This window comes from Naasia aerilata (assembly GCF_030296595.1).
GTDB lineage: Bacteria > Actinomycetota > Actinomycetes > Actinomycetales > Microbacteriaceae > Naasia > Naasia aerilata.
On record NZ_AP027731.1, the window covers coordinates 789,287 to 809,097 of the forward strand.

Annotated in this window: 18 protein-coding genes and 5 pseudogenes; 8 read left to right on the plus strand and 15 right to left on the minus strand. The window is 71.3% G+C overall.

The features are described 5' to 3' along the window. Window positions 1-70 precede the first annotated feature (70 nt). Window positions 71-1,572 (minus strand): annotated as a pseudogene (guaB, locus tag QUE51_RS04255) (IMP dehydrogenase). A 227-nt stretch (window positions 1,573-1,799) separates the two neighbouring features. On the opposite strand from guaB, the gene QUE51_RS04260 reads away from it, so the two are divergent. The 5 genes and pseudogenes from QUE51_RS04260 (at window position 1,800) to QUE51_RS04280 (ending at window position 6,749) form a co-directional block, all read left to right on the plus strand. After that, window positions 1,800-3,221 carry a branched-chain amino acid ABC transporter permease gene (locus QUE51_RS04260; RefSeq protein ID WP_286278366.1) on the plus strand — a complete coding sequence of 474 codons (1,422 nt, stop codon included), beginning with the start codon at window positions 1,800-1,802 and terminating at the stop codon, window positions 3,219-3,221. Window positions 3,222-3,237: 16 nt separating this feature from the next. Continuing rightward, window positions 3,238-4,211: pseudogene (locus QUE51_RS04265) on the plus strand (branched-chain amino acid ABC transporter permease). Beyond that, window positions 4,204-5,130, plus strand: coding sequence for an ABC transporter ATP-binding protein (locus tag QUE51_RS04270; RefSeq protein WP_286278367.1), 927 nt, complete (start codon window positions 4,204-4,206; stop codon window positions 5,128-5,130). The pseudogene QUE51_RS04265 and the gene QUE51_RS04270 overlap by 8 nt, the downstream one beginning before the upstream one ends. After that, a pseudogene (locus tag QUE51_RS04275) lies at window positions 5,120-5,868 on the plus strand (ABC transporter ATP-binding protein). The gene QUE51_RS04270 and the pseudogene QUE51_RS04275 overlap by 11 nt, the downstream one beginning before the upstream one ends. Window positions 5,869-6,086: 218 nt before the next feature. Beyond that, window positions 6,087-6,749, plus strand: coding sequence for a hypothetical protein (locus QUE51_RS04280; RefSeq protein ID WP_286278368.1), 663 nt, complete (start codon window positions 6,087-6,089; stop codon window positions 6,747-6,749). 98 nt (window positions 6,750-6,847) lie between these two features. Here QUE51_RS04280 and QUE51_RS04285 read toward each other — a convergent pair whose 3' ends face one another. From QUE51_RS04285 to groES, 3 genes are all read right to left on the minus strand, one after another. Then, window positions 6,848-8,152: an ABC transporter substrate-binding protein gene (locus QUE51_RS04285; RefSeq protein WP_286278370.1), complete on the minus strand. Its 1,305-nt coding sequence runs from the start codon at window positions 8,150-8,152 to the stop codon at window positions 6,848-6,850. A 192-nt stretch (window positions 8,153-8,344) separates the two neighbouring features. Next, window positions 8,345-9,283 carry an EamA family transporter RarD gene (gene rarD / locus QUE51_RS04290; RefSeq protein WP_286278371.1) on the minus strand — a complete coding sequence of 313 codons (939 nt, stop codon included), beginning with the start codon at window positions 9,281-9,283 and terminating at the stop codon, window positions 8,345-8,347. A gap of 161 nt (window positions 9,284-9,444) precedes the next feature. Beyond that, on the minus strand, window positions 9,445-9,741 hold the full coding sequence (gene groES, locus QUE51_RS04295; RefSeq protein ID WP_286278372.1) for a co-chaperone GroES: 297 nt from the start codon (window positions 9,739-9,741) through the stop codon (window positions 9,445-9,447). Window positions 9,742-9,877: 136 nt separating this feature from the next. Between groES and QUE51_RS04300 the strand changes: the two genes are divergently transcribed. After that, on the plus strand, window positions 9,878-11,101 hold the full coding sequence (locus QUE51_RS04300; RefSeq protein ID WP_286278374.1) for a class I SAM-dependent methyltransferase: 1,224 nt from the start codon (window positions 9,878-9,880) through the stop codon (window positions 11,099-11,101). Here the strand turns inward: QUE51_RS04300 and QUE51_RS04305 are convergent. From QUE51_RS04305 to QUE51_RS04315, 3 genes are all read right to left on the minus strand, one after another. Beyond that, the gene (locus QUE51_RS04305) at window positions 11,059-11,391 is read right to left on the minus strand and encodes a DUF4190 domain-containing protein (protein ID WP_286278376.1); all 333 of its coding nucleotides are present in this window, start codon (window positions 11,389-11,391) and stop codon (window positions 11,059-11,061) included. The genes QUE51_RS04300 and QUE51_RS04305 overlap by 43 nt on opposite strands. After that, window positions 11,388-11,711 carry a DUF4190 domain-containing protein gene (locus tag QUE51_RS04310; protein WP_286278378.1) on the minus strand — a complete coding sequence of 108 codons (324 nt, stop codon included), beginning with the start codon at window positions 11,709-11,711 and terminating at the stop codon, window positions 11,388-11,390. The genes QUE51_RS04305 and QUE51_RS04310 overlap by 4 nt, the downstream gene beginning before the upstream one ends. 70 nt (window positions 11,712-11,781) lie before the next feature. After that, window positions 11,782-11,940, minus strand: a complete 159-nt coding sequence (locus tag QUE51_RS04315; RefSeq protein WP_286278380.1) for a hypothetical protein — start codon at window positions 11,938-11,940, stop codon at window positions 11,782-11,784. A 16-nt stretch (window positions 11,941-11,956) separates the two neighbouring features. Here QUE51_RS04315 and QUE51_RS04320 point away from each other — a divergent pair, with 16 nt between their 5' ends. Beyond that, window positions 11,957-12,139, plus strand: coding sequence for a hypothetical protein (locus QUE51_RS04320; protein WP_286278382.1), 183 nt, complete (start codon window positions 11,957-11,959; stop codon window positions 12,137-12,139). A 65-nt stretch (window positions 12,140-12,204) separates the two neighbouring features. Here QUE51_RS04320 and QUE51_RS04325 read toward each other — a convergent pair whose 3' ends face one another. The 8 genes and pseudogenes from QUE51_RS04325 to glmS all read right to left on the minus strand — a co-directional run bounded on the left by QUE51_RS04325 (window position 12,205) and on the right by glmS (window position 18,629). Continuing rightward, window positions 12,205-12,507 (minus strand): DUF4190 domain-containing protein, encoded by a 303-nt coding sequence (locus tag QUE51_RS04325; RefSeq protein WP_286278384.1) that lies wholly within the window; start codon window positions 12,505-12,507, stop codon window positions 12,205-12,207. A 127-nt stretch (window positions 12,508-12,634) separates the two neighbouring features. Further along, window positions 12,635-13,699, minus strand: coding sequence for a tRNA (adenosine(37)-N6)-threonylcarbamoyltransferase complex transferase subunit TsaD (gene tsaD / locus QUE51_RS04330; protein WP_286278385.1), 1,065 nt, complete (start codon window positions 13,697-13,699; stop codon window positions 12,635-12,637). Continuing rightward, a complete protein-coding gene (gene rimI / locus QUE51_RS04335) occupies window positions 13,696-14,178 on the minus strand; it encodes a ribosomal protein S18-alanine N-acetyltransferase (protein WP_286278386.1) in 483 nt (160 codons plus the stop codon). The genes tsaD and rimI overlap by 4 nt, the downstream gene beginning before the upstream one ends. Continuing rightward, entirely contained in the window at window positions 14,175-14,789 is a 615-nt protein-coding gene (tsaB, locus tag QUE51_RS04340; RefSeq protein ID WP_286278387.1) for a tRNA (adenosine(37)-N6)-threonylcarbamoyltransferase complex dimerization subunit type 1 TsaB, read from the minus strand. Before tsaB ends, rimI begins: the two co-directional genes overlap by 4 nt. A 34-nt stretch (window positions 14,790-14,823) precedes the next feature. Further along, window positions 14,824-15,288 (minus strand): tRNA (adenosine(37)-N6)-threonylcarbamoyltransferase complex ATPase subunit type 1 TsaE, encoded by a 465-nt coding sequence (tsaE, locus tag QUE51_RS04345; protein WP_286278389.1) that lies wholly within the window; start codon window positions 15,286-15,288, stop codon window positions 14,824-14,826. After that, complete coding sequence (gene alr / locus QUE51_RS04350) at window positions 15,285-16,391, minus strand: alanine racemase (RefSeq protein WP_286278390.1); 1,107 nt, start codon at window positions 16,389-16,391, stop codon at window positions 15,285-15,287. Before alr ends, tsaE begins: the two co-directional genes overlap by 4 nt. Beyond that, window positions 16,388-16,743, minus strand: a pseudogene (locus QUE51_RS04355) (holo-ACP synthase). Before QUE51_RS04355 ends, alr begins: the two are co-directional and overlap by 4 nt. 39 nt (window positions 16,744-16,782) lie before the next feature. Next, window positions 16,783-18,629 (minus strand): annotated as a pseudogene (gene glmS / locus QUE51_RS04360) (glutamine--fructose-6-phosphate transaminase (isomerizing)). Window positions 18,630-18,801: 172 nt separating this feature from the next. On the opposite strand from glmS, the gene coaA reads away from it, so the two are divergent. After that, window positions 18,802-19,701, plus strand: a complete 900-nt coding sequence (gene coaA / locus QUE51_RS04365; RefSeq protein WP_434017259.1) for a type I pantothenate kinase — start codon at window positions 18,802-18,804, stop codon at window positions 19,699-19,701. Window positions 19,702-19,811: the final 110 nt, after the last annotated feature.

Sequence of the window (19,811 nt, forward strand, 5' to 3'; positions counted from 1 at the left end):
AGCGCGGGTGAAACCGCCAACCTGCGGGCCTAGTAACACCCGCGGTATGGCGGTTACACCCGCGGAAGGGTCAGCGGCGGTAGTTGGGGGCCTCGACCACCATCTGGACGTCGTGGGGGTGGGACTCCTTGAGGCCCGCCGCCGTGATCCGGACGAAGCGGCCACGCTCCTTCAGCTCCTCGATGCTGCGGGCGCCCACGTAGAACATCGACTGGCGGAGGCCGCCCGTCAGCTGGTACACGACGCTCGAGACCGGGCCGCGGTAGGGCACCTGGCCCTCGATGCCCTCGGCGATCAGCTGCTCGTCGCTCGGCACGTCCGCCTGGAAGTAGCGGTCGCGCGAGTAGGACGTCTTCTTGCCCCGGGTCTGCAGGGCACCCAGGGAGCCCATGCCGCGGTACGCCTTGAACTGCTTGCCGTTCACGAAGACGAGGTCGCCCGGGCTCTCGTCGGTGCCGGCGAGCAGCGAGCCGAGCATGACGGTGTCCGCACCCGCGACCAGCGCCTTGGCGATGTCGCCCGAGTACTGGAGGCCGCCGTCCGCGATCACGGGGACGCCGGCGGGCCCTGCGGCGAGCGACGCCTCGTACACGGCGGTGACCTGGGGAACGCCGACGCCCGCGACGACGCGCGTGGTGCAGATCGAGCCGGGACCGACGCCCACCTTGACGGCGTCCACGCCCGCGTCGACGAGCGCCTGCGCGCCCGACCGGGTCGCCACGTTGCCGCCGATGATGTCGATGGCGGCGAACGACGGGTCCGCCTTCAGGCGGCGGATGATGTCGAGCACCCCGGCGGAGTCGCCGTTGGCGGTGTCGACCACGAGGATGTCGACGCCTGCATCCCGCAGCGCGCCGGCGCGATCCCACGCGTCGCCGAAGAAGCCGATCGCCGCGCCGACGCGCAGCCGGCCCTCGGCATCCTTCGTCGCGTTCGGGTACTTCTCGCTCTTGTCGAAGTCCTTCACCGTGATGAGCCCGCGCAGACGCCCTCGGCGTCGACGAGCGGCAGCTTCTCGATCTTGTGCTGCGCGAAGATCGCGACGGCCGAGTCGGGGTCGATGCCGACGGGAGCGGTGATGAGCCCCTCGCTCGTCATCACGTCCCGGACGAGCGTCGTGGACTTCTCGAAGGGCGACACGAAGCGCATGTCGCGGTTGGTGATGATGCCGACGAGCTTGCCGTCGCCCTCGACGACCGGCAGGCCGGAGATGCGGAACCGGCCGCAGAGCTGGTCCACCTCGGCGACGGTCGCATCCGGGGTCGTGGTGACCGGGTTCGTGATCATGCCGGACTCGGACCGCTTCACCTGATCGACCTGGGCGGCCTGGTCCTGGATGGAGAGGTTGCGGTGCAGCACGCCGATGCCGCCCTGGCGCGCCATGGCGATCGCCATGCGCGACTCGGTGACGGTGTCCATCGCGGAGGACAGCAGCGGGGCGGAGACCCGGATGCGCCGCGTCAGGCGGGAGGACGTGTCCGCCTCGCTCGGGATGACGTCGGTGTGCCCGGGGAGCAGCATGACGTCGTCGTAGGTCAGGCCGATGAAGCCGAACGGGTCGTGACCCTCCATGGATCCCCTTTCGTCGCCGCCCGCAGACGGACCAGGAAAAGCTGCTTCCGGGAAGCGACGCTGCCGAACCGGTGATACATGTTAACCGCGCGCGCGTCCATTCCTTCCCGACATCCTGGACTTGCCACCGGTCATGCGGAAACATGCAGGCAACAATGACGACGTAGTGTCGTCTCCCGACAATTGAACGTCAGAGCCGGCGACCTGCAGGCAACACTGGAGGCTGTGTGACTGCGTACGGACACCGGACCCGGCGACTTCTCGCCACCCTGCTCGGGCTCATGGTCGGCTTCCTCGCGGCGTTCGCCGCCGTTGCGGCGCCTGCGAGCGCCGCCCCCGCGGTGCGGGCGGGGACCGACGTGATCGACCCGAACACGGCGGAGGAGACGATCGCCGTCTGGATCCGGCAGACCAGCGACAAGGCCGGCATCCCCGGCGTCGCGGTGACGGTGACCGGCGACGACTTCGACGGCGCCTTCACGACCGACCAGGACGGCCGCGTCTACGTCGGCCTCCCGGGCCCGGGCACGTACCAGGTCGAGGTCGACCCGAGCACGATCCCCGAGGCCTCCGGCACCCTCCCCGAGGGCTCCAACCCGCGGGAGGTGAAGGTCGCGCAGACGAACAAGAACGTCCCCGCGAACTTCCTCGCCTCGACGACCGCAACCGGTGGCGGCTCGACCACCCCGAGCTCGGGCGCCACCCCGTCGCCCGGCGCGACGGACGAGGCGACCGGAACGGTGCCCCCGTCGGCCAACACCGGCGGCACGGGGTTCTGGGGCGTCGTCCTCACGAAGCTCGTGACGGGCCTGATCTTCGGCCTCCTCCTCGCCCTCGCGTCGATCGGCGCCTCGCTCATCTACGGCACCACCGGCCTGAACAACTTCGCGCACGGCGAGCTGGTGACCTTCGGCGGCCTGATGGCGTTCACTCTGACGCAGCTCGGCGCGCCCGGCTGGCTCGCGATCCTCGGAGCCGTCGTCCTCGGCGGGCTCTTCGGCTTCGTGCAGGACTTCGCGATCTGGAACCCGCTGCGCCGGCGCCGAGTGGCCCTGATCCCGCTGATGATCGTGAGCATCGGCCTCGCCCTCGCGACCCGCTACGTGTTCGTGCTCTTCTACGGCGCGGACCGCCTGACGCTGCCGAACAACCCGAAGCCGTTCCTCGTGCTCGGACCCGTGAGCCTGCGCTTCACCGACGTGATGGGCGCGGTCCTCAGCATCGTGGTGCTGCTCGTCGTGGCCTACGTGATGCTGCGGACGAAGCTCGGGAAGGCCGCCCGCGCGGTCTCCGACAACTCGGCGCTCGCGTCCGCGTCCGGCATCAACGTGAACCGCGTGATCCGCTTCGTGTGGATCGGCGCCGCGGCCCTCGCGGCGCTGGCGGGCGTGCTCATCGCGTACTACCAGGCGCTGCGCTGGGACACGGGAAGCGCGATTCTGCTGCTCATCTTCGCGGCGGTCACGCTGGGAGGCCTGGGCTCGGCGTTCGGCGCGCTCGTCGGCTCGCTCGTGCTCAGCATCTTCATGAACCTGTCGACGCTGGTGCTGCCCGAGAACCTGAAGTATGCAGCAGCACTCGTCGTGCTGATCCTGATCCTGCTGTTCCGGCCCCAGGGAATCCTGGGCCGCCGGGAACGGGTCGGCTGACGGGAGGAACCGGACCATGGATCTGAACTTCATCTGGCTCGCCCTCGGCGAGGCCGTCTCCCCCACCACCGCCGCCTACGCGCTCGCCACCATCGGCCTCGTCGTGCACTTCGGCTTCACCGGACTGCTCAACTTCGGCCAGGCCGGCTTCATGGCCGTCGGCGGCTATGCCTTCGCGATCACGTCGCTCAAGCTCGGCTGGCCGGTGCCGTTCGCGTTCCTCGCCACGATCGTGGCGGCGACGGTGTTCGCGCTCATCCTCGGCATCCCGACCCTGCGGCTGCGCGCCGACTACCTGAGCATCGTCACCATCGCGGCGGCGGAGATCATCCGGCTCTCGGTGAAGACCGCGGAGCTGACGGATGTCACCGGCGGAGCCACGGGCCTGAACGGCGCCAGCCGGGCGTTCAACGACCTCAACCCGATCCCCGAGGGCCGCTACGGCTTCGGCGTGCTGACCTACACGGCAGACCAGCTGTGGGTCCGCGTCGTCGGCTGGGCCCTCGTGCTGATCGCGTGCCTTCTCGTGTACCTGCTGATCCGCAGCCCGTGGGGCCGCGTCATCCGCGGCATCCGCGAGGACGAGGACGCCGTGCGCAGCCTCGGCAAGAACGTCTTCTCCTACAAGATGCAGGCGCTCATCTTCGGCGGCATCCTGGGCGGCATCGCGGGCGCGCTGTTCATCCTCCCCGCAGCCTGCAGCCCGACAACTACGGCACACAGCTGACGTTCTTCCTCTACACGATCATGCTGCTCGGGGGCGCGACCACGGTCTTCGGGCCGATCATCGGTGCGATGCTGTTCTGGGTGGTGCTCTCCCTGTCGGACGGCATCCTGTCGCTCGCCATCTCGAACCACTGGCTGCCGCTGACCAGCACGCAGCAGGGTCCGATCCGCTTCATCATCGTGGGCGTCGCCCTCGCGCTCCTCGTGGTCTTCCGGCCACAGGGGCTCCTGGGCAACAAGAAGGAGGTGTTCTTCAGTGCCTAAGACCCCTGTCGCCGACCTCGTGGCCGGCCCGGTCGCAGCCGGAGTGCCGAAGAAGAACCCGATCATCGTCGCCGATCAGGTCAGCCGCCGCTTCGGCGGGCTCACCGCCGTCGACGTCGCCCATGTCGAGATCCCGGCGAACGCCATCACCGCACTGATCGGGCCGAACGGTGCGGGCAAGACGACCTTCTTCAACCTGCTGACCGGGTTCGACCAGCCCAACACGGGCACGTGGACGTTCCAGGGCCAGGACCTCGCCCGCATCCCCGCCTACCGGGTGTCCCGGCGCGGAATGGTCCGCACCTTCCAGCTGACCAAGGCACTGAGCCTCATGACGGTCATGGACAACATGCTCCTCGGCGCCACGCACCAGCCGGGCGAGAACATGTTCCGCGCTCTCTTCCGCGGCGGGTGGGCGAAGCGCGAGGAGGCGATCACCGAGAAGGCGATGTCGCTGCTCGAGCGCTTCAAGCTCGACACCAAGCGCGACGACTACGCCGCGAGTCTCTCCGGCGGCCAGCGCAAGCTGCTCGAGATGGCGCGAGCGCTCATGAGCGATCCGGTCCTCGTGATGCTCGACGAGCCGATGGCGGGCGTGAACCCGGCGCTCACCCAGTCGCTGCTCGGACACATCCTCGACCTCAAGGAGCAGGGGATGACCGTGCTCTTCGTCGAGCACGACATGCACGTGGTGCAGGAGATCGCGGACTGGGTCATCGTCATGGCGGAGGGCCGCGTGGTGGCCGAGGGGCCGCCCGCCACGGTGATGAGCGACCCGGCCGTCATCGACGCCTACCTGGGTGCCCACCACGACACCGACCTGGGCACGCTGAGCGGCCAGCTGGAGATCGCGAAGGACATGGAGTCGGACATGGTCCGCCGTGACCTCGAAGAGGAGGCGGCAGAGCATGGCCGATGACATCATCCTGGAGACCCGCGACCTGGTCGCGGGGTACATCCCCGGCGTCAACATCCTCAACGGCTGCAACATGTACGTGGGACGCGGAGAGCTCGTCGGCATCATCGGCCCGAACGGCGCCGGGAAGTCGACGCTGCTGAAGGCCGTCTTCGGGCTCGTCGGCATCCGCGAGGGGTCGGTGACGCTCGGCGGCGAGGACATCACGGGCCTCGGCGCCGACAAGCTGGTCGGCAAGGGCGTCGGCTTCGTGCCGCAGACGAACAACGTCTTCCCCAGCCTCACCATCGAGGAGAACCTCCAGATGGGGCTGTACCAGAAGCCGAAGATCTACAACGAGCGGCTGCAGTTCGTCGCCGGCCTTTTCCCCGAGCTCTCCAAGCGCCTGAAGGCGCGCGCGGGCTCGCTGTCCGGAGGCGAGCGCCAGATGGTCGCCATGTCCCGGGCGCTCATGATGGACCCGTCGGTGCTGCTCCTCGACGAGCCGAGCGCCGGCCTCTCCCCGTGCGGCAGGACGAGACGTTCATCAACGTGTCTGAGATCAACCGTGCCGGCGTCTCGGTGCTCATCGTCGAGCAGAACGCACGGCGATGCCTGCAGATCTGCGACCGCGGCTATGTGCTCGATCAAGGGCGTGACGCCTACACGGGCAAGGGCCGCGAACTGATGAACGATCCCAAGGTCATCGAGCTCTACCTCGGCACGCTGGCCGCCGACCAGGAAGCGGCGAAGAAGGCCTGAGCGGGGCCGCCCGCCGCCGCAGCGCCGGCACCCTCGCCCTGGCCGGCCTGGTCGCGGCCGGTGCCCTCGCGGGCTGCACGGCCTCGCCGCCTGCGCCGGCCTCGACAAGCGCGGCGCTGCCGGATGGCGTCCGCGTCGACGTCGAGCAGTACCGCTCGGACCGCTCGGCGCACGCGCTCGCGATCCGCATCGTCAACGGCAGCGACCAGCGCCTGACCGTGACGGGCGCCGCGTTCGCCTCACCCTCCTTCGTCGCCCCCGCGGTCTGGCAGAAGCGCTCCTCCACGATTCCAGCGGGTGTCACGCGCGACCTCCGCGTGATCCTGCCGGACTCCGATTGCGGCGCCACCGGCGCGGGTCCCGTCGTGACCCTGCAGTTCGCGCTCCCCGACGGTCGGAGCGGCACGGCGGAGGTTCCGGCGGGTGATCCGATCGGCAGCCTCGCGAGGATCGCCGCGGAGGACTGCGCAGGCCAGGCGGTGAGCGGCGTCACGGCGCTCCAGGGGGCCGCTCTGAGCGTCGAAGGGTCCGGCGCCGACTCCGTGGCCCACCTGACCGTCGTTTCGAGCCCCAGCGGGGCGCAGACCGCCGTCGAGCTCGTCCGCGTCGATTCCACGGTGCTCCTCGAGTCCGCGGCGGGCGGCGCTTGGCCGCTCGGCCTCCGAATCGCAGGCACGGACGCCTCGACGAGCTTCGACCTCGCCATCGTCCCCAACCGCTGCGATCCGCACGCCGTGGCCGAGGACAAGGTGGGCACGCGCCTTCCCATCGTGGCGATCGACGCCGAGGGGATCGAGCGGCACTTCCCGCTGGAGCTCGCGGACGGCATCAAGGACCGGCTGCTGCAGTACGTCGCCGCGACCTGCGGCTTCGGCGGCTGAGCGCGGCATCGGCCCGGCGCGTATGTGAGCAGGTCACCTGCGCCGGAACGCAGAACGGGGCCCGGCCGAAGCCGGACCCCGTTCCTGTCGTGCGGGTGCTACTTGGTGAGGTCGCCGAAGACGGAATCCTCGTACGCGGTCTTGTTGCCGGCCTCGTACTTGTAGATCGACACGTAGGCCTGGCTCGGGTCGCCGTTCTCGTCGAACGTGACCGGGCCGGACTGACCCTCGTAGTCGATGTCCTCGCCGTCAGCGATCAGCTTGGCGCAGTCGGCGAAGTTGTCGCACTTCGTGCCCTTCTCCGACACCGCCTGCAGGTTGTCGCGGATGGTCGCACCGTCGGTCGCGCCGCCCTGGAGCGCGGCGAGCGCGATCAGGGTGGTGCCGTCGTAGGACTCGGGGCCATAGCTGAACACCGTGAGCGGGGCGTTGCCCTGGCTCTTCACGAGGTCCTGCAGACGACCCTGGAAGTCCTCGCTCGCCTGCACGCCTGGGTTCGTGAACTGCGCCCCCGCGATGTCGACGTTGGTGTCCTTCTCGGTGATGACGCCGTAGTTGCCGTCGACGCCGTAGAGCTTGGAGAAGTCGAAGCCGCGGCTCGCGAACTGCTCCGAGGCGCTCTTGATCTCGTCGTAGGAGATCATGAGCACCGCGTCGGGGTTCGGCGCGAGCACGTCGGTGACCGCACCGGCGAAGTCGGTGGCCGCCTCGTCGAAGGTGACGTCGGCGACGACCTGGACGCCCTGGGCCTCCAGCGTCTTCTTGACGTTGTCGTTCAGCCCGATGCCGTAGTCGTTGTTGCCGTAGAGGATCGAGACGGTGGTGGCACCGTCGGAGGCGATCTTCTGGCCGACGACCTGGCCCTGGAGCACGTCCGAGGGGGCGGTGCGCCAGTAGTAGCCGTCGTCGTCGTAGGAGCTGAACGCGGGCGAGGTGTTCGCCGGCGAGAGCTGCACGACACCGGCTCCCGTGACCTGGTCGATGACGCTCAGCGAGACACCGGACGACGCGGCGCCGACGATGGCGCTGACGCCGGACGACAGCAGCGCGGTGACCGACTGCGTGGCGAGGTCCGTGGTGGTGTCACCCGAGTCCTTGTGGTTCACCTTGACGGTGATGCCGGCCTTGGCGTCGTTGATGTCCTGGACGGCCAGGTCGACTCCCGCGAACTCCGGCGGGCCGAGGACGGCCAGCGTGCCGGTCTGCGGCAGGATCGTGCCGAGGTTGAGGGTGAGGTCTTCAGCGGACCCGCCGCCGTTGCTGTCGTTGCCGCCGCCGCCGCCCGAGCCGGACGTCGCGCAGGCGGACAGCACGAGGGCGCTGACACCGAGCACGGCGAAGCCGCCGAGAGTTGACTTGAGCATGCGCGAGCGGGAGGCCGAGGCCTTCGAGAGGGCGCTCATAAAGCTCCTTGCTGTGGATGTGAAAGGGCACGGCGATGCAATGCCGTGCGGCCACCGTACGTGTTATCGGGGCACTGCGTGCTACTGACACGTTACGGACGTGTAACACCACGCAGGGAGGACGCTGAGAATTGCTCGTCTAGGGTTGCCGTACCGCGGCATCCGGGCGGGCGGGAGAGCGGACGGAGGCGGTCAGATTCCGGGCGACACCGGGACGAGACGGGGGCGCCTCGCGACGCGCACGAGGTCGACGCTGAGCACGACGAGGGCCAGCCAGACGAGCGCGAAGCCCGCCCATCGCTCGGGCGGCATGTCCTCGTGCAGGACGACCACGCCCAGCACGAACTGCAGGATCGGCGTCGAGTACTGGATGAAGCCGAGCGCGCTCAGCGGGAGGCGGCGCGCCGCGGTCGCGAAGAGGAGGAGCGGGATCGCGGTCATCGGGCCGGCCGCCATGAGCAGGAGCGCGTTGCCGGGCCCGGCCGAGCCGAACGCCAGCAGGCCCGAGGAGGCGACGGCGATCAGGATGCCCACTGACGGCACGAACAGCCAGGCGGTCTCGACCGCGAAGCCGGTGAGGGCGTCCACGTCCGGGCCGAGGCGCTTCTTGGTGAGGCCGTAGAGGCCGAAGGAGAACGCGAGGGCGAGCGCGATGACCGGGAAGGCGCCATGGGCGACGACGAGCACGATCACCGCGACGCCGCTGATCCCGATGGCGCACCACTGCAGCGGCCGCAGGCGCTCCCGGAAGACGAAGACGCCGAGCAGGACCGTGACGATCGGGTTGATGAAGTAGCCGAGGGCCGCCTCGACCACCTGCCCGCTCACCGCGGCGATCACGTAGACCTGCCAGTTGATGAAGATGAAGACGGCGGCGAGGCCGAGCGTCCACAGCAGGCGCGGCGTGCGGAGCACCGTCAGGATGCGCCCCCAGCCCCGCAGCACGGTGGCGAGGACGATGCACAGGACGAGCGAGAACACGACCCGCCAGGCGACGATCTCGAAGGGGCCCGCCGGCGCGAGGACGAGGAAGTAGAGCGGCAGGAAGCCCCAGAGCAGATGGGCGCTGATCGCCGCGAGGAAGCCGGTGCGCGACGCGTCCCGGCCGGTGAGCGGGCGATCGGCGGTCATTCCCTCCACTCTAGGCGCGGCTGCCGAGGATCAGTACACGGAGGGCGACCGGTGGGGCGGAGTGCACGAAGGGCCCGGCCGTCACATTCCTCCGCCCGGGCCCGGAAGACGCACGAAGGGCCCGGCCGTAGTCGGCCGGGCCCTTCGAGAGGAGCTGCGTCTCAGCGGACCACGACGGCCAGCACGTCACGAGCGGACAGGACGAGGAACTCGTCGCCCCCGAACTTGACCTCGGTGCCGCCGTACTTGGAGTAGAGCACCCGGTCGCCCACGGCGACGTCGAGCGGAACGCGGTTGCCGTTGTCGTCGATCCGGCCCGGACCGACCGCGACGACCTCGCCCTCCTGGGGCTTCTCCTTCGCGGTGTCGGGGATCACGAGGCCGGAGGCAGTGGTCTGCTCCGCCTCCACCTGCTGGATGACGATTCGATCCTCGAGCGGCTTGATGGTAACCGGCACGGTTGACCTCTTCTTTCTTGACCTTCGACGTGGTTAGCACACGACCCATCGGAGTGCTAAACCCGAGTCTAGGGGCTCTGTTGGCACTCCTGCAATGCGAGTGCCAGCGTCCGCCGCGGGCGGCTAGCGTGGTGCGATGCGCGACGAGGAAGTGCTGGAGCTGCTGTCGGCCGAGGGGCTGCGCCTGCTCGACAGCATCCCGCCGTACGGATCAGGGAACGACGTTCTGCGCCTGTCCGCGGACCTCCGCCGCGCCGGGCACTCCCCTGCGCTGGTCGCCAGCGTCCTGACTCAGGCTCGGCTGCGGCAGCGCGCCGCAGCGAAGTTCGGCGAGTTCGCCTCGCGCATGCTCTTCACCGAGACGGGGCTGGAGCAGGCCACCCGGCTTCCGGTCGCCGCCCTCCACGCGGGCCGCTTCGCCCGAGCGGGCGTGGCACGGGTGACGGATCTGGGGTGCGGCATCGGCGGGGACGCTCTGGCGATGGGCGCGCTCGACCTCGAGGTGCTCGCGGTCGATCGGGATCCGGTCACCGCGGCCGTCGCGGCCTACAACCTCGCCCCCTTCCCCTCGGTCGCCGTCGACGTCGCCGACGCCGAGCAGGTGGAGCTCGCGCCCGACACCGCGGTCTTCCTCGACCCCGCGCGCCGGACTGCGGCGTCCGGCGGGCGCCGGGTCGGCGCGGACGAGTGGTCCCCCTCGCTGGACTTCTGCTTCCAGCTGGCGGCCTCCCGCCCCACCGGAATGAAGCTGGCGCCGGCGTTCGACCGCTCGCGGATCCCCGCCGACCTGGAGGCGCAGTGGGTGACGGCGGGCGGCGAGACGGTCGAGCTCACCCTCTGGTCCGGCGCTCTGGCCCGGCCGGGCGTCCTCCGGAGCGCGGTGGTGCTCGGCGACGGCGGGAGCGCAGAGCTGACGGGCGGCGCGGACAGCGCCGACGAGCCCGTGGTGCCGCTCGGCCGCTTCGTGCACGAGCCGGCCGGCGCCGTCATCCGCGCGCGACTGATCGGCGACCTCGCCCGCGCCGTGGGCGCCGGGATGCTGAGCCCCGGGATCGCCTATCTGACCGGCGACACCGCGCCCGACTCCCCGTTCCTCGCGAGCTTCGAGGTCGAGGAGGTCCTCCCGCTCGACGAGCGGCGCATCGCGCGGGAGCTCCGGGACCGCGGCATCGGCCGCCTCGAGATCAAGAAGCGCGGGGTCGACGTCGACCCCGCCGTGTTCCGCAAGCGGCTGGGCCTGCGGGGCGATGCGGAGGCGACCCTGCTGCTGGCGCCCGTCGCAGGGCGCCGGACGGCGATCCTCGCCCGGCGAGTGCGTCAGCCGGGCAGCGTCACGAGCGGCGCGATCACCGAGAAGTAGACCGTCCACCAGACCAGGGCGAGCACGAGCCCGGTGTAGCCGAGCACCAGTCCGGCGATCGCCATTCCGCGGCCTCCGGCCCCCGTCCGGCGGATGCGAGCGAGGGCGACGTGGCCGAGGATCACGCCCAGGACGTGCAGCCCGACGAGCGACAGCACGAGTGCGGCGACCGCGCGCCCGTCGGCGGGCGGCCGGGGAGCGCGTCGCGGCCGGCGCGTCGAGTCATCGCCGGCGACGTGGTCGAGCCCCACCTCCTCCGTGAGGACCGGTTCGGCCGGGGTCTCGCTCACAGGCCGGTGTAGCGGGGGTAGAGGCCGAGGAAGAGGAAGGGCAGGGTGAGGGACGCAACGATCAGGACGACGAGCAGCACTGCTCCCGCGATGCCGACGTAGCCGAGGATCAGCCCGGGCAGCGCAAGCCGCCGCCCGTCCGCTTCCCGGCGGAGCGCGAGGTGCCCGAGCACGACGGCGGCGATCGACGGAAGGCCCAGGAAGGCCCAGCCGAAGACGATCCCGCCGATCCCGGTGAGCAGGGCGGCGAGGCTGAGCGGCGTGGCGGCCACCGGCTGCGCACTCGGCGCGGGCGCGTACAGCTGCGGAAGGTCGGTCACGCGTTCTCCTTGTCAGGACAGCGAGAACCGGCCGGCACCACGCGGGCGCCGGCCGGTTCTGCGAGGGTGCTCAGTAGGTCTGAACCGTGCCGTAGTTGGCGAAGAGGACGATCCAGCCGATGAGCGAGATGATCGCGATCGCCAGACCGACGAAGCCGAGGATGATGCCCGTCATCCAGAGGCCCTTGGAGGCCCACGGCTCGCGCTTCTTCCCGAGGAAGCCGAGCACGATCGCGGCGGCCGGGATGAAGAGCTGCAGGATCGACCCGACGATCGGGAAGAAGACGACGAAGAAGCCGACGACGCCGATGATTCCGGCGACGAGCGACAGGATGCTGAGGATCGGCGACTTCTGGGCGGGCGCGCCACCCGTGTACGGCGACTGCGGCGCCGCGGCGTACGGGCTCTGCGCGGGCTGGGCCGCGTAGGACGGCTCCTGCGGCGGGACGGGGGAGGGGTCTGGTCGGTCATGACTGCATTCCTTTCAGGGAGGTCAGGGGGCGTAGCTCACGCCGGACGTCGCGTAGACGCCGGCGGCGATCAGGATGACCGCGATCACGGCGAGGATCTCGAGCACGAGCGTGACGTAGCCGATGATCAGGGCCGCGATCGCGAATCCGCGGCCCCGTTCGCCACGGGTCTTCGTCTGGCCGAGACCGATGTGGCCCAGGATGATCGCGACGACCGAGATCCCGACGACCGACAGCACGAAGGCCACGATGCTGAGGATGTTGAACGGCTGCTCCGGGCCCGGTGCCTGCCCGTACGAGGGAGCCGGCTGGATGGACTGGGACATGGGAACAGGCTCCTGGATTCACAGCAACACCGAAGGTCCGGCGGGCGTTGCCATCGTCCCAGTCGGTGTATGAGGTGTCAATCAGCGCCGCGCCGTGTCGAGGTCACCCGTTCGGGGGCGCTCGCGGTCACCGAACAGCGACGTCCGTGACCGGCAGGGTGGAGTCCGCACCGAAGGAGAGGCCCGACGGCGGCCGCCCCGCGGTCACCAGTCCTGCGCCGACGGCGGCGATCATGGCGCCGTTGTCCGTGCAGAGCGACAGCGGAGGAACCCGGAGCGCGATGCCCGCAGCGGCGCAGCGCTCCTCGGCGAGCGCACGCACGCGTGCATTGGCGACGACACCGCCCCCGAGGAGCAGCCGGGGGACGCCCGAGTCGACGCAGGCCGCGACGGCCTTGGTGAGGAGCACCTCGGCGACCGCCTCGCGGAAGCCAGCCGCCACGTCGGCGACCGGGACGGGGCGCCCTTCGTCGCGCGCCCGCTCGACCCAGCGGGCCACGGCCGTCTTGAGTCCCGAGAAGGAGAAGTCGTAGCGATGCCGGTCGAGGTCCTTCTGCTGCGTGAGTCCGCGCGGGAAGCGGATCGCCGCAGGGTCGCCGCCGACGGCCGCACGGTCGATCTCCGGACCGCCCGGGTAGGGCAGTCCGAGGATCCGCGCGACCTTGTCGAACGCCTCCCCCGCGGCGTCGTCGATGGTCTCGCCGAGCAGCTCGACGTCGGTGACGAGGTCGCGCACGAGCAGGAGCGAGGTGTGGCCGCCGGACACCAGCAGCGCGATGGTGGGCTCGTCGAGCGGCGGCGACGGCTCCTCCCCTGGCGGCCTCAGCAGGTCGGCGCCGACGTGGCCGACGAGGTGGTTGACACCGTAGAGCGGCAGCCCGGTCGCCGTCGCGAGTCCCTTGGCGGCGCCCACCCCCACCATGAGCGCGCCCGCGAGCCCCGGCCCCGCGGTGACCGCGAGCGCGTCGAGGTCGCCGAAGCCGATCCCCGCGGTCTCGAGCGCCTGGCGCAGGGCCGGCTCGATGGCCTCGAGGTGCGCGCGGGCCGCCACCTCGGGCACGACGCCGCCGTACCGGGCGTGCTCCTCCATGGAGGAGGAGATGACGTTGGCGAGGAGCTCGCGTCCGCGCACGATCCCGACACCCGTCTCGTCGCAGGAGGTCTCGATGCCGAGGACCAGGGGCGCGCTCATGCGGGATCCTCCGCAGGCTCTCCCCGCGAAGCGCTCCTGCGCATCACGATGGCATCGACGCCCTCCGGCTGGTAGTACCCCCGGCGCACGCCGACCTCGGCGAAGCCGAGCGTGCGGTAGAGCTGCTGCGCGCTCGGGTTGTCGGCGCGCACCTCGAGGAAGACCCGCAACGCGCCCCGGTCGTCGGCCTCCGCGAGGAGCGCGGTGACGAGCATCCGCCCGATCCCCCGGCGGCGAGCGCGCTCGACGACGGCGACGGTCTGGACGTCCGCGTCCTCCGCCCCGGCCGGCGCCAGGAGCCCGGCGTAGCCGTCCAGCTCGCCGTCCGCGGACTCGGCCACGATGTAGAAGCCGTTGGGGTCGGCGAGCTCGTGCGCCATGGTCTGCGCCGACCACGCGTCGGCGGGGAAGGTCGCGCGCTCGATGTCCATGATCCCCTCGAGGTCCGCAATCCCCGCTCGCCGGAGGCGCCAGGTCACGAGGTCACCCGCTTCGGCACGGCCAGGGTCACGTCGGGCGACCGCAGGTAGAGCGGCTCGATCGGCTCGGCGGCCCGGCCGGAAGCGCGGACGCGCTCCGCGAGCAGTCCGAGGGAGGCCGCGGACACGGCCGTGGCGTCGATGCGGCGAGGCGCCGAAGGGATCTCGTCCGGCCGGGCGAGCGCGGGCCCGGCTGCCCGCCGCGGCAGGCCCAGAGAGTCGAGGCCCTCGTAGCGGGACCAGTACAGCTCGCGGCGGCGTGCATCCGTGGTGACGAGCAGCTCGCCCCAGCCCTCGCCTCCGTACGCCCCGAGCGCGATCGCGTCGTGGCTCACGACGCCGAGGAGCGGGATGCCTGCCGCGAGAGCGAAGGTCCGTGCCGCGGCCATCCCGACCCGCAGACCGGTGAACGGCCCGGGTCCGACGCCGACCGCGACCGCGGCGAGCGCGGAAACCACCGCGCCGGACTCCCGCAGGACGGCCTCGATCAGCTCGCCGACCACCTCGGCATGCCGCATGTTGTCGTCGACGGACGCCTCCGCGAGCACCCCGTAGGCGCGGTCGACCACGGCGACACTGGTGCCGGCCGAGCTGTCGATCGCGAGGAGCATCCCTCCAGCCTACGAGCCGCCGCCCGCCCCGGCGTCAGAGCGGGAGGCCGTCCGCCCAGCGCGGGCCGACGCCCGTCGCCGTCACGATCCGGGGCTCGTCCTCCTCGTCGCTCCCGCTCGCCGGGCGCTCGATGAGCAGCTCCAGGCGGGACTCGGCGAGACTCTCGACCATGCCCGCTCCCCACTCCACGACCACGACGGCATGCGGGAAGTCGATGTCGAGGTCGTCCAGCTCGACCGGCGACCCCAGCCGGTAGGCGTCCACGTGCACGAGCGGCGGGCCGTCGACGACCGACGGGTGCGTGCGCGCCAGCACGAAGGTGGGGCTGGTCACCGGTCCTCGCACGCCGAGCCCCTCCCCCAGCCCCCGGGTGAGCGTCGTCTTCCCGGCGCCGAGCGGCCCGTCGAGCACGACGACGTCGCCGGCTCGCAGCTGCTCCCCGAGTCGCCGGCCGAGCTGGTGCATGTCCTCGGCGGTCGGCACCTCGAGGCGCGTCACGCGTACGTCCGCTGCACCCGCGGGCCGATCCGGGTGACGATCTCGTAGTTGATGGTGCCGGCCCACCCGGCCCACTCGTCCGCGGACGGAAAGCCGATGGCCGGATCGCCGAACAGGACCGCCTGGTCGCCCACCTGCACGGGGGCGTCCCCGACCTCGACCACGAGCTGGTCCATGGCGATGCGGCCGCGGACCGGGAAGCGCTCTCCGCCGATCCACACCTCGGCCCGGTTGGAGGCCGCCCGGGGCACGCCGTCCGCGTAGCCGACCGGCACCAGCGCGAGCCGGGTCGCTGCTGGCGCCCGCCACGCGTAGTCGTAGGACACGCCCGCTCCGGCGGCCACCGCCCGGACGGCCGCGATCCGCGTCCGCAGGGTCATCGCAGGGGTGAGCCCGAGCGCGGCACTCGTCGCGTCGTCGAAGGGCGACAGCCCGTACATCCCGATCCCGAGGCGCACGAGGTCGTAGCGCGCCTCGGGCCTGCGGACGGCCGCCGCCGTGCTCGCCAGGTGTCGCAGCTCAGGGCGCAGGCCGGCCGACTCGGCGAGCGCGAGGGCGCGGTCGAACGCCGCCCCGGCGTCCCGATCGTCGTCCGGAGACGCATTGGAGAGGTGGGACATCACCCCGCGGACCCGCACGCGGCCGGCCCGCTCGAGGCCCGCTGCGCGCTCGAAGGCGGCCTCCCAGTCCTCGGGCGCGAGGCCGTTCCGGCTGAGTCCCGTCTCCACCTTGAGCTGAAGGACGGGGACGGTGGATCCTCCAGCGGCGGCGACGGCCTCCAGCTGGTCGAGCGTGGACACTCCGATATCGACGCCGGCCGCGATCGCGGGCGCGAAATCGGCGCCGGGGTCGTGCAGCCAGGCGAGGATCGGCGCGTCGATGCCGTCCGCGCGGAGGGCGAGCGCCTCGGCGAGGTCCGCGACGCCGACCCAGTCGGCGCCGCCCTCGAGCGCCGCCCGTGCGGCCGCGGCGGCCCCGTGGCCGTACCCGTCCGCCTTCACGACCGCCATCGCGTGCGGCGTTCCGGCGAGCTCGCGCAGGCGGGCGACGTTGCGGCTTACGGCGCCCAGGTCGACCGCGGCCTCGCGCAGCGGCCCGCTCATGCGCCGCCCTCGGCGACGACGAAGGCGCAGGCGAGCCCGCCGTCGTGCGACAGGGAGAGGTGCACCTCCGTGATCCCGCGTGCCGCGAGGACCTCGGCCACTCCCCCGTGGCGGTGATCGACGGGTTCCCGTGCTCGTCGGAGCCGACCACCATGTCGTGCCAGCGGAAGCCGGTGGAGTCGCCCACCGCCTTGATGAGCGCCTCCTTGGCCGCGAACCGCGCCGCGAGGGACGGCACCGGGCGCCCGCGTTCGCCGGGGGCGAACAGCCGCTCGACGAGAGCCGGCGTGCGGCCCACAGCGCGCTCGAAGCGCGCGATGTCCACGATGTCGACGCCGATGCCGAGGATCATCGGTGCCGGTTCCCCGGATCCCCCGCGAGCCGCTGGGGCTCACTCGACCGTGACCGACTTGGCGAGGTTCCGCGGCTGGTCCACATCGAGGCCCTTGGCGGCGGCCAGCTCCATCGCGAAGATCTGCAGCGGCACGACCGCGAGGAGCGGCTCGAAGAGGGGGCCGGCGAGCGGGATGCGCAGCACGTCGTCCGCGAACGGCAGCACCGCGACGTCGCCCTTCTCGGCGATGGCGATCACGTGGGCCCCGCGGGCGCGGATCTCCTGGATGTTGGAGACGACCTTCGGGTGCAGCACGCCGCCCTCGCGCGGGCTGGGCACGACGACGAAGACGCGCTGCCCGGGCTCGATGAGCGCGATGGGCCCGTGCTTGAGCTCACCGGCGGCGAAGCCCTCAGCGTGGATGTAGGCCAGCTCCTTGAGCTTGAGGGCGCCCTCGAGGGCGACCGGGTAGCCGACGTGGCGGCCGAGGAACAGGACGGAGCGCGTGTCGGACATGCCGCGGGCGAGCTCCTCGATCTCGCGCCCGGAGCGCAGCACGGTGGCGAGCTTGTCCGGCACCGCCTGCAGCTCGGCCAGGTGGGTCGCGAGCTCCCCCGGGAAAGGTGGCCCCGCAGCGTGCCGAGGTGCAGGGCGAGGAGGTAGAGCGCGGCGACCTGCGCGACGAAGGCCTTCGTGCTCGCGACGGCGACCTCAGGTCCCGCGTGCGTGTAGAGCGCGGCGTCGGACTCGCGCGCGATGGTGGCGCCCTGCGTGTTGCAGATGGAGAGGGTGCGCGCACCCCGCTCCTGCGCGTACTTGACCGCCATGAGGGTGTCCATGGTCTCGCCCGACTGGCTGATCGAGATGACGAGCGTGTTCTTGCCGATCACCGGGTCCCGATAGCGGAACTCGTGCGACAGCTCGACGTCGGCGGGGATGCCCGCCCACTTCTCGATCGCGTACTTGCCGAGCATGCCGGCGTAGGAGGCCGTGCCGCAGGCGAGCAGCAGCACGCGGTCGACGCCCGCCAGGGCCTCGGTCAGCGGCTCGAGCTCCGCCAGCTCGATGGCACCGTCGACGATGCGGCCGCGCAGGGTGTTGGCGATCGCCTCGGGCTCCTCGCTGATCTCCTTCGCCATGAAGCTCGACCAGCCGCCCTTCTCGGCGGCGGCAGCGTCCCACGACACCTCGAAGGGCTCGGTCTCGACGGGGTTGCCGGCGAAGTCGATCACCTCGATCGAGTCGGGGCGGATCGTGACGATCTGGTCCTGCCCGATCGCCACGGCCCGTCGCGTGTGCTCGACGAACGCGGCGACGTCCGAGCCCAGGAAGTTCTCGCCGTCGCCCAGGCCGATCACGAGCGGGGAGTTGCGCCGAGCGCCTACGACGACGCCGGGCTGGTCCTGGTGCAGCGCCAGCAGGGTGAAGGCGCCGTGCAGCCGGTCCACGATGTTGCGGAAGGCGAGCGTGAGGTCCCCGGTCGCCCGATACTCGTGACCGAGCAGGACGGCCGCGACCTCGGTGTCGGTCTCGCTCGTGAAGGTGTACCCCTCGGCGAGCAGCTCGTCCTTCAGCGCGGAGAAGTTCTCGATGATGCCGTTGTGGATGAGCGCGAGCTTGCCGTCGTCGCCGAGGTGCGGGTGCGCGTTGCGATCGGTCGGGCCACCGTGCGTCGCCCAGCGGGTGTGCCCGATGCCGGTCACGCCGTCGGCGATCGGCGACGCGGCCAGGTCGTCGGTGAGCATGGCGAGCTTGCCGGCCTTCTTGTGGGTCGAGAGGTGACCATCGCCGTCGATCACCGCGACCCCGGCGGAGTCGTACCCGCGGTACTCGAGGCGGCGGAGGCCCCCGATGAGGACCCCGAGGCTGGGGCGAGTGCCGACGTATCCGACGATTCCACACATGCGGGCAATTCTAGGTAGTCCTCGCTCTGTACCCCGGGAGGCCGCCCCGCGAGGGGCCGCCGGGGCGCGGGACGCGGCGGCGGCCCGGAACGGCGCGATCGTCTCGCGACACTACGCTGGAGCGAATGTCCGAGAACGGCTCGACGTCCCCCAGCGCCACCCCTTCCTCGAGATCGACCGGGCGCGCTGGGCGGAGCTCGCCCCCTCCGCCGGGCTTCCCGTGAGCGAGGCCGACCTGGTGCGCCTCCGCGGGCTGGGCGAGCCGCTCGACGCGCGCGAGGTCGCCGACGTCTACGTTCCGCTGAGCCGCCTGCTCAACCTGTACGCGACGGCGACGCGGTCGCTGCAGCAGGAGACCAGCGCCTTCCTCGGGGAGCGGGAGTCGAAGGTGCCGTTCGTGATCGGCATCGCGGGCTCGGTCGCGGTCGGCAAGTCGACCGTCGCCCGCCTGCTCCGGGAGCTGCTGTCTCGCTGGGAGAGCACGCCGCGCGTCGAGCTCGTCACCACCGACGGCTTCCTCCTGCCGAACGCGGAGCTGCAGCGCCGGGGCCTGATGGATCGGAAGGGCTTCCCCGAGTCCTACGACCGCCGATCCCTGCTGCGCTTCCTCAGCCGGGTGAAGAGCGGCGTCGAGGAGGTGCGTGCGCCCTTCTACTCGCACCTCAGCTACGACATCGTGCCGACCGGCGAGATCGTGGTGCGCCAGCCGGACGTGCTCCTCGTCGAGGGGCTCAACGTCCTGCAGCCGCCGACCGTGGGCGGCCGGCTCGCGGTCAGCGACCTGTTCGACTTCGGGATCTACGTCGACGCGCGCACGTCGCACATCGCCGCCTGGTACGAGGAGCGCTTCCTCCGGCTGCAGCAGGGCGCGTTCGCCGACCCGAAGTCGTACTTCCATCGCTACGCCGACCTGACCGAGACCGAGGCGCGCGCGAAGGCCCGCTCGATCTGGACCGAGATCAACGAGCCGAATCTGCTGCAGAACATCCTGCCGACCCGCTCGCGGGCGTCGCTCGTGCTGCGGAAGTCGGCCGACCACAGCGTCCGCTCGGTCCTGCTCCGGAAGCTCTAGTCCGGCACAGCGGGCACAGGACACCACGTCGAGGAGATCCGCCGTGGTTCGGGCCGGGTTCGGCATCGCCGGCGGCGGCCACGGCCGATCTTCCTCGATTCGGTCGGGGG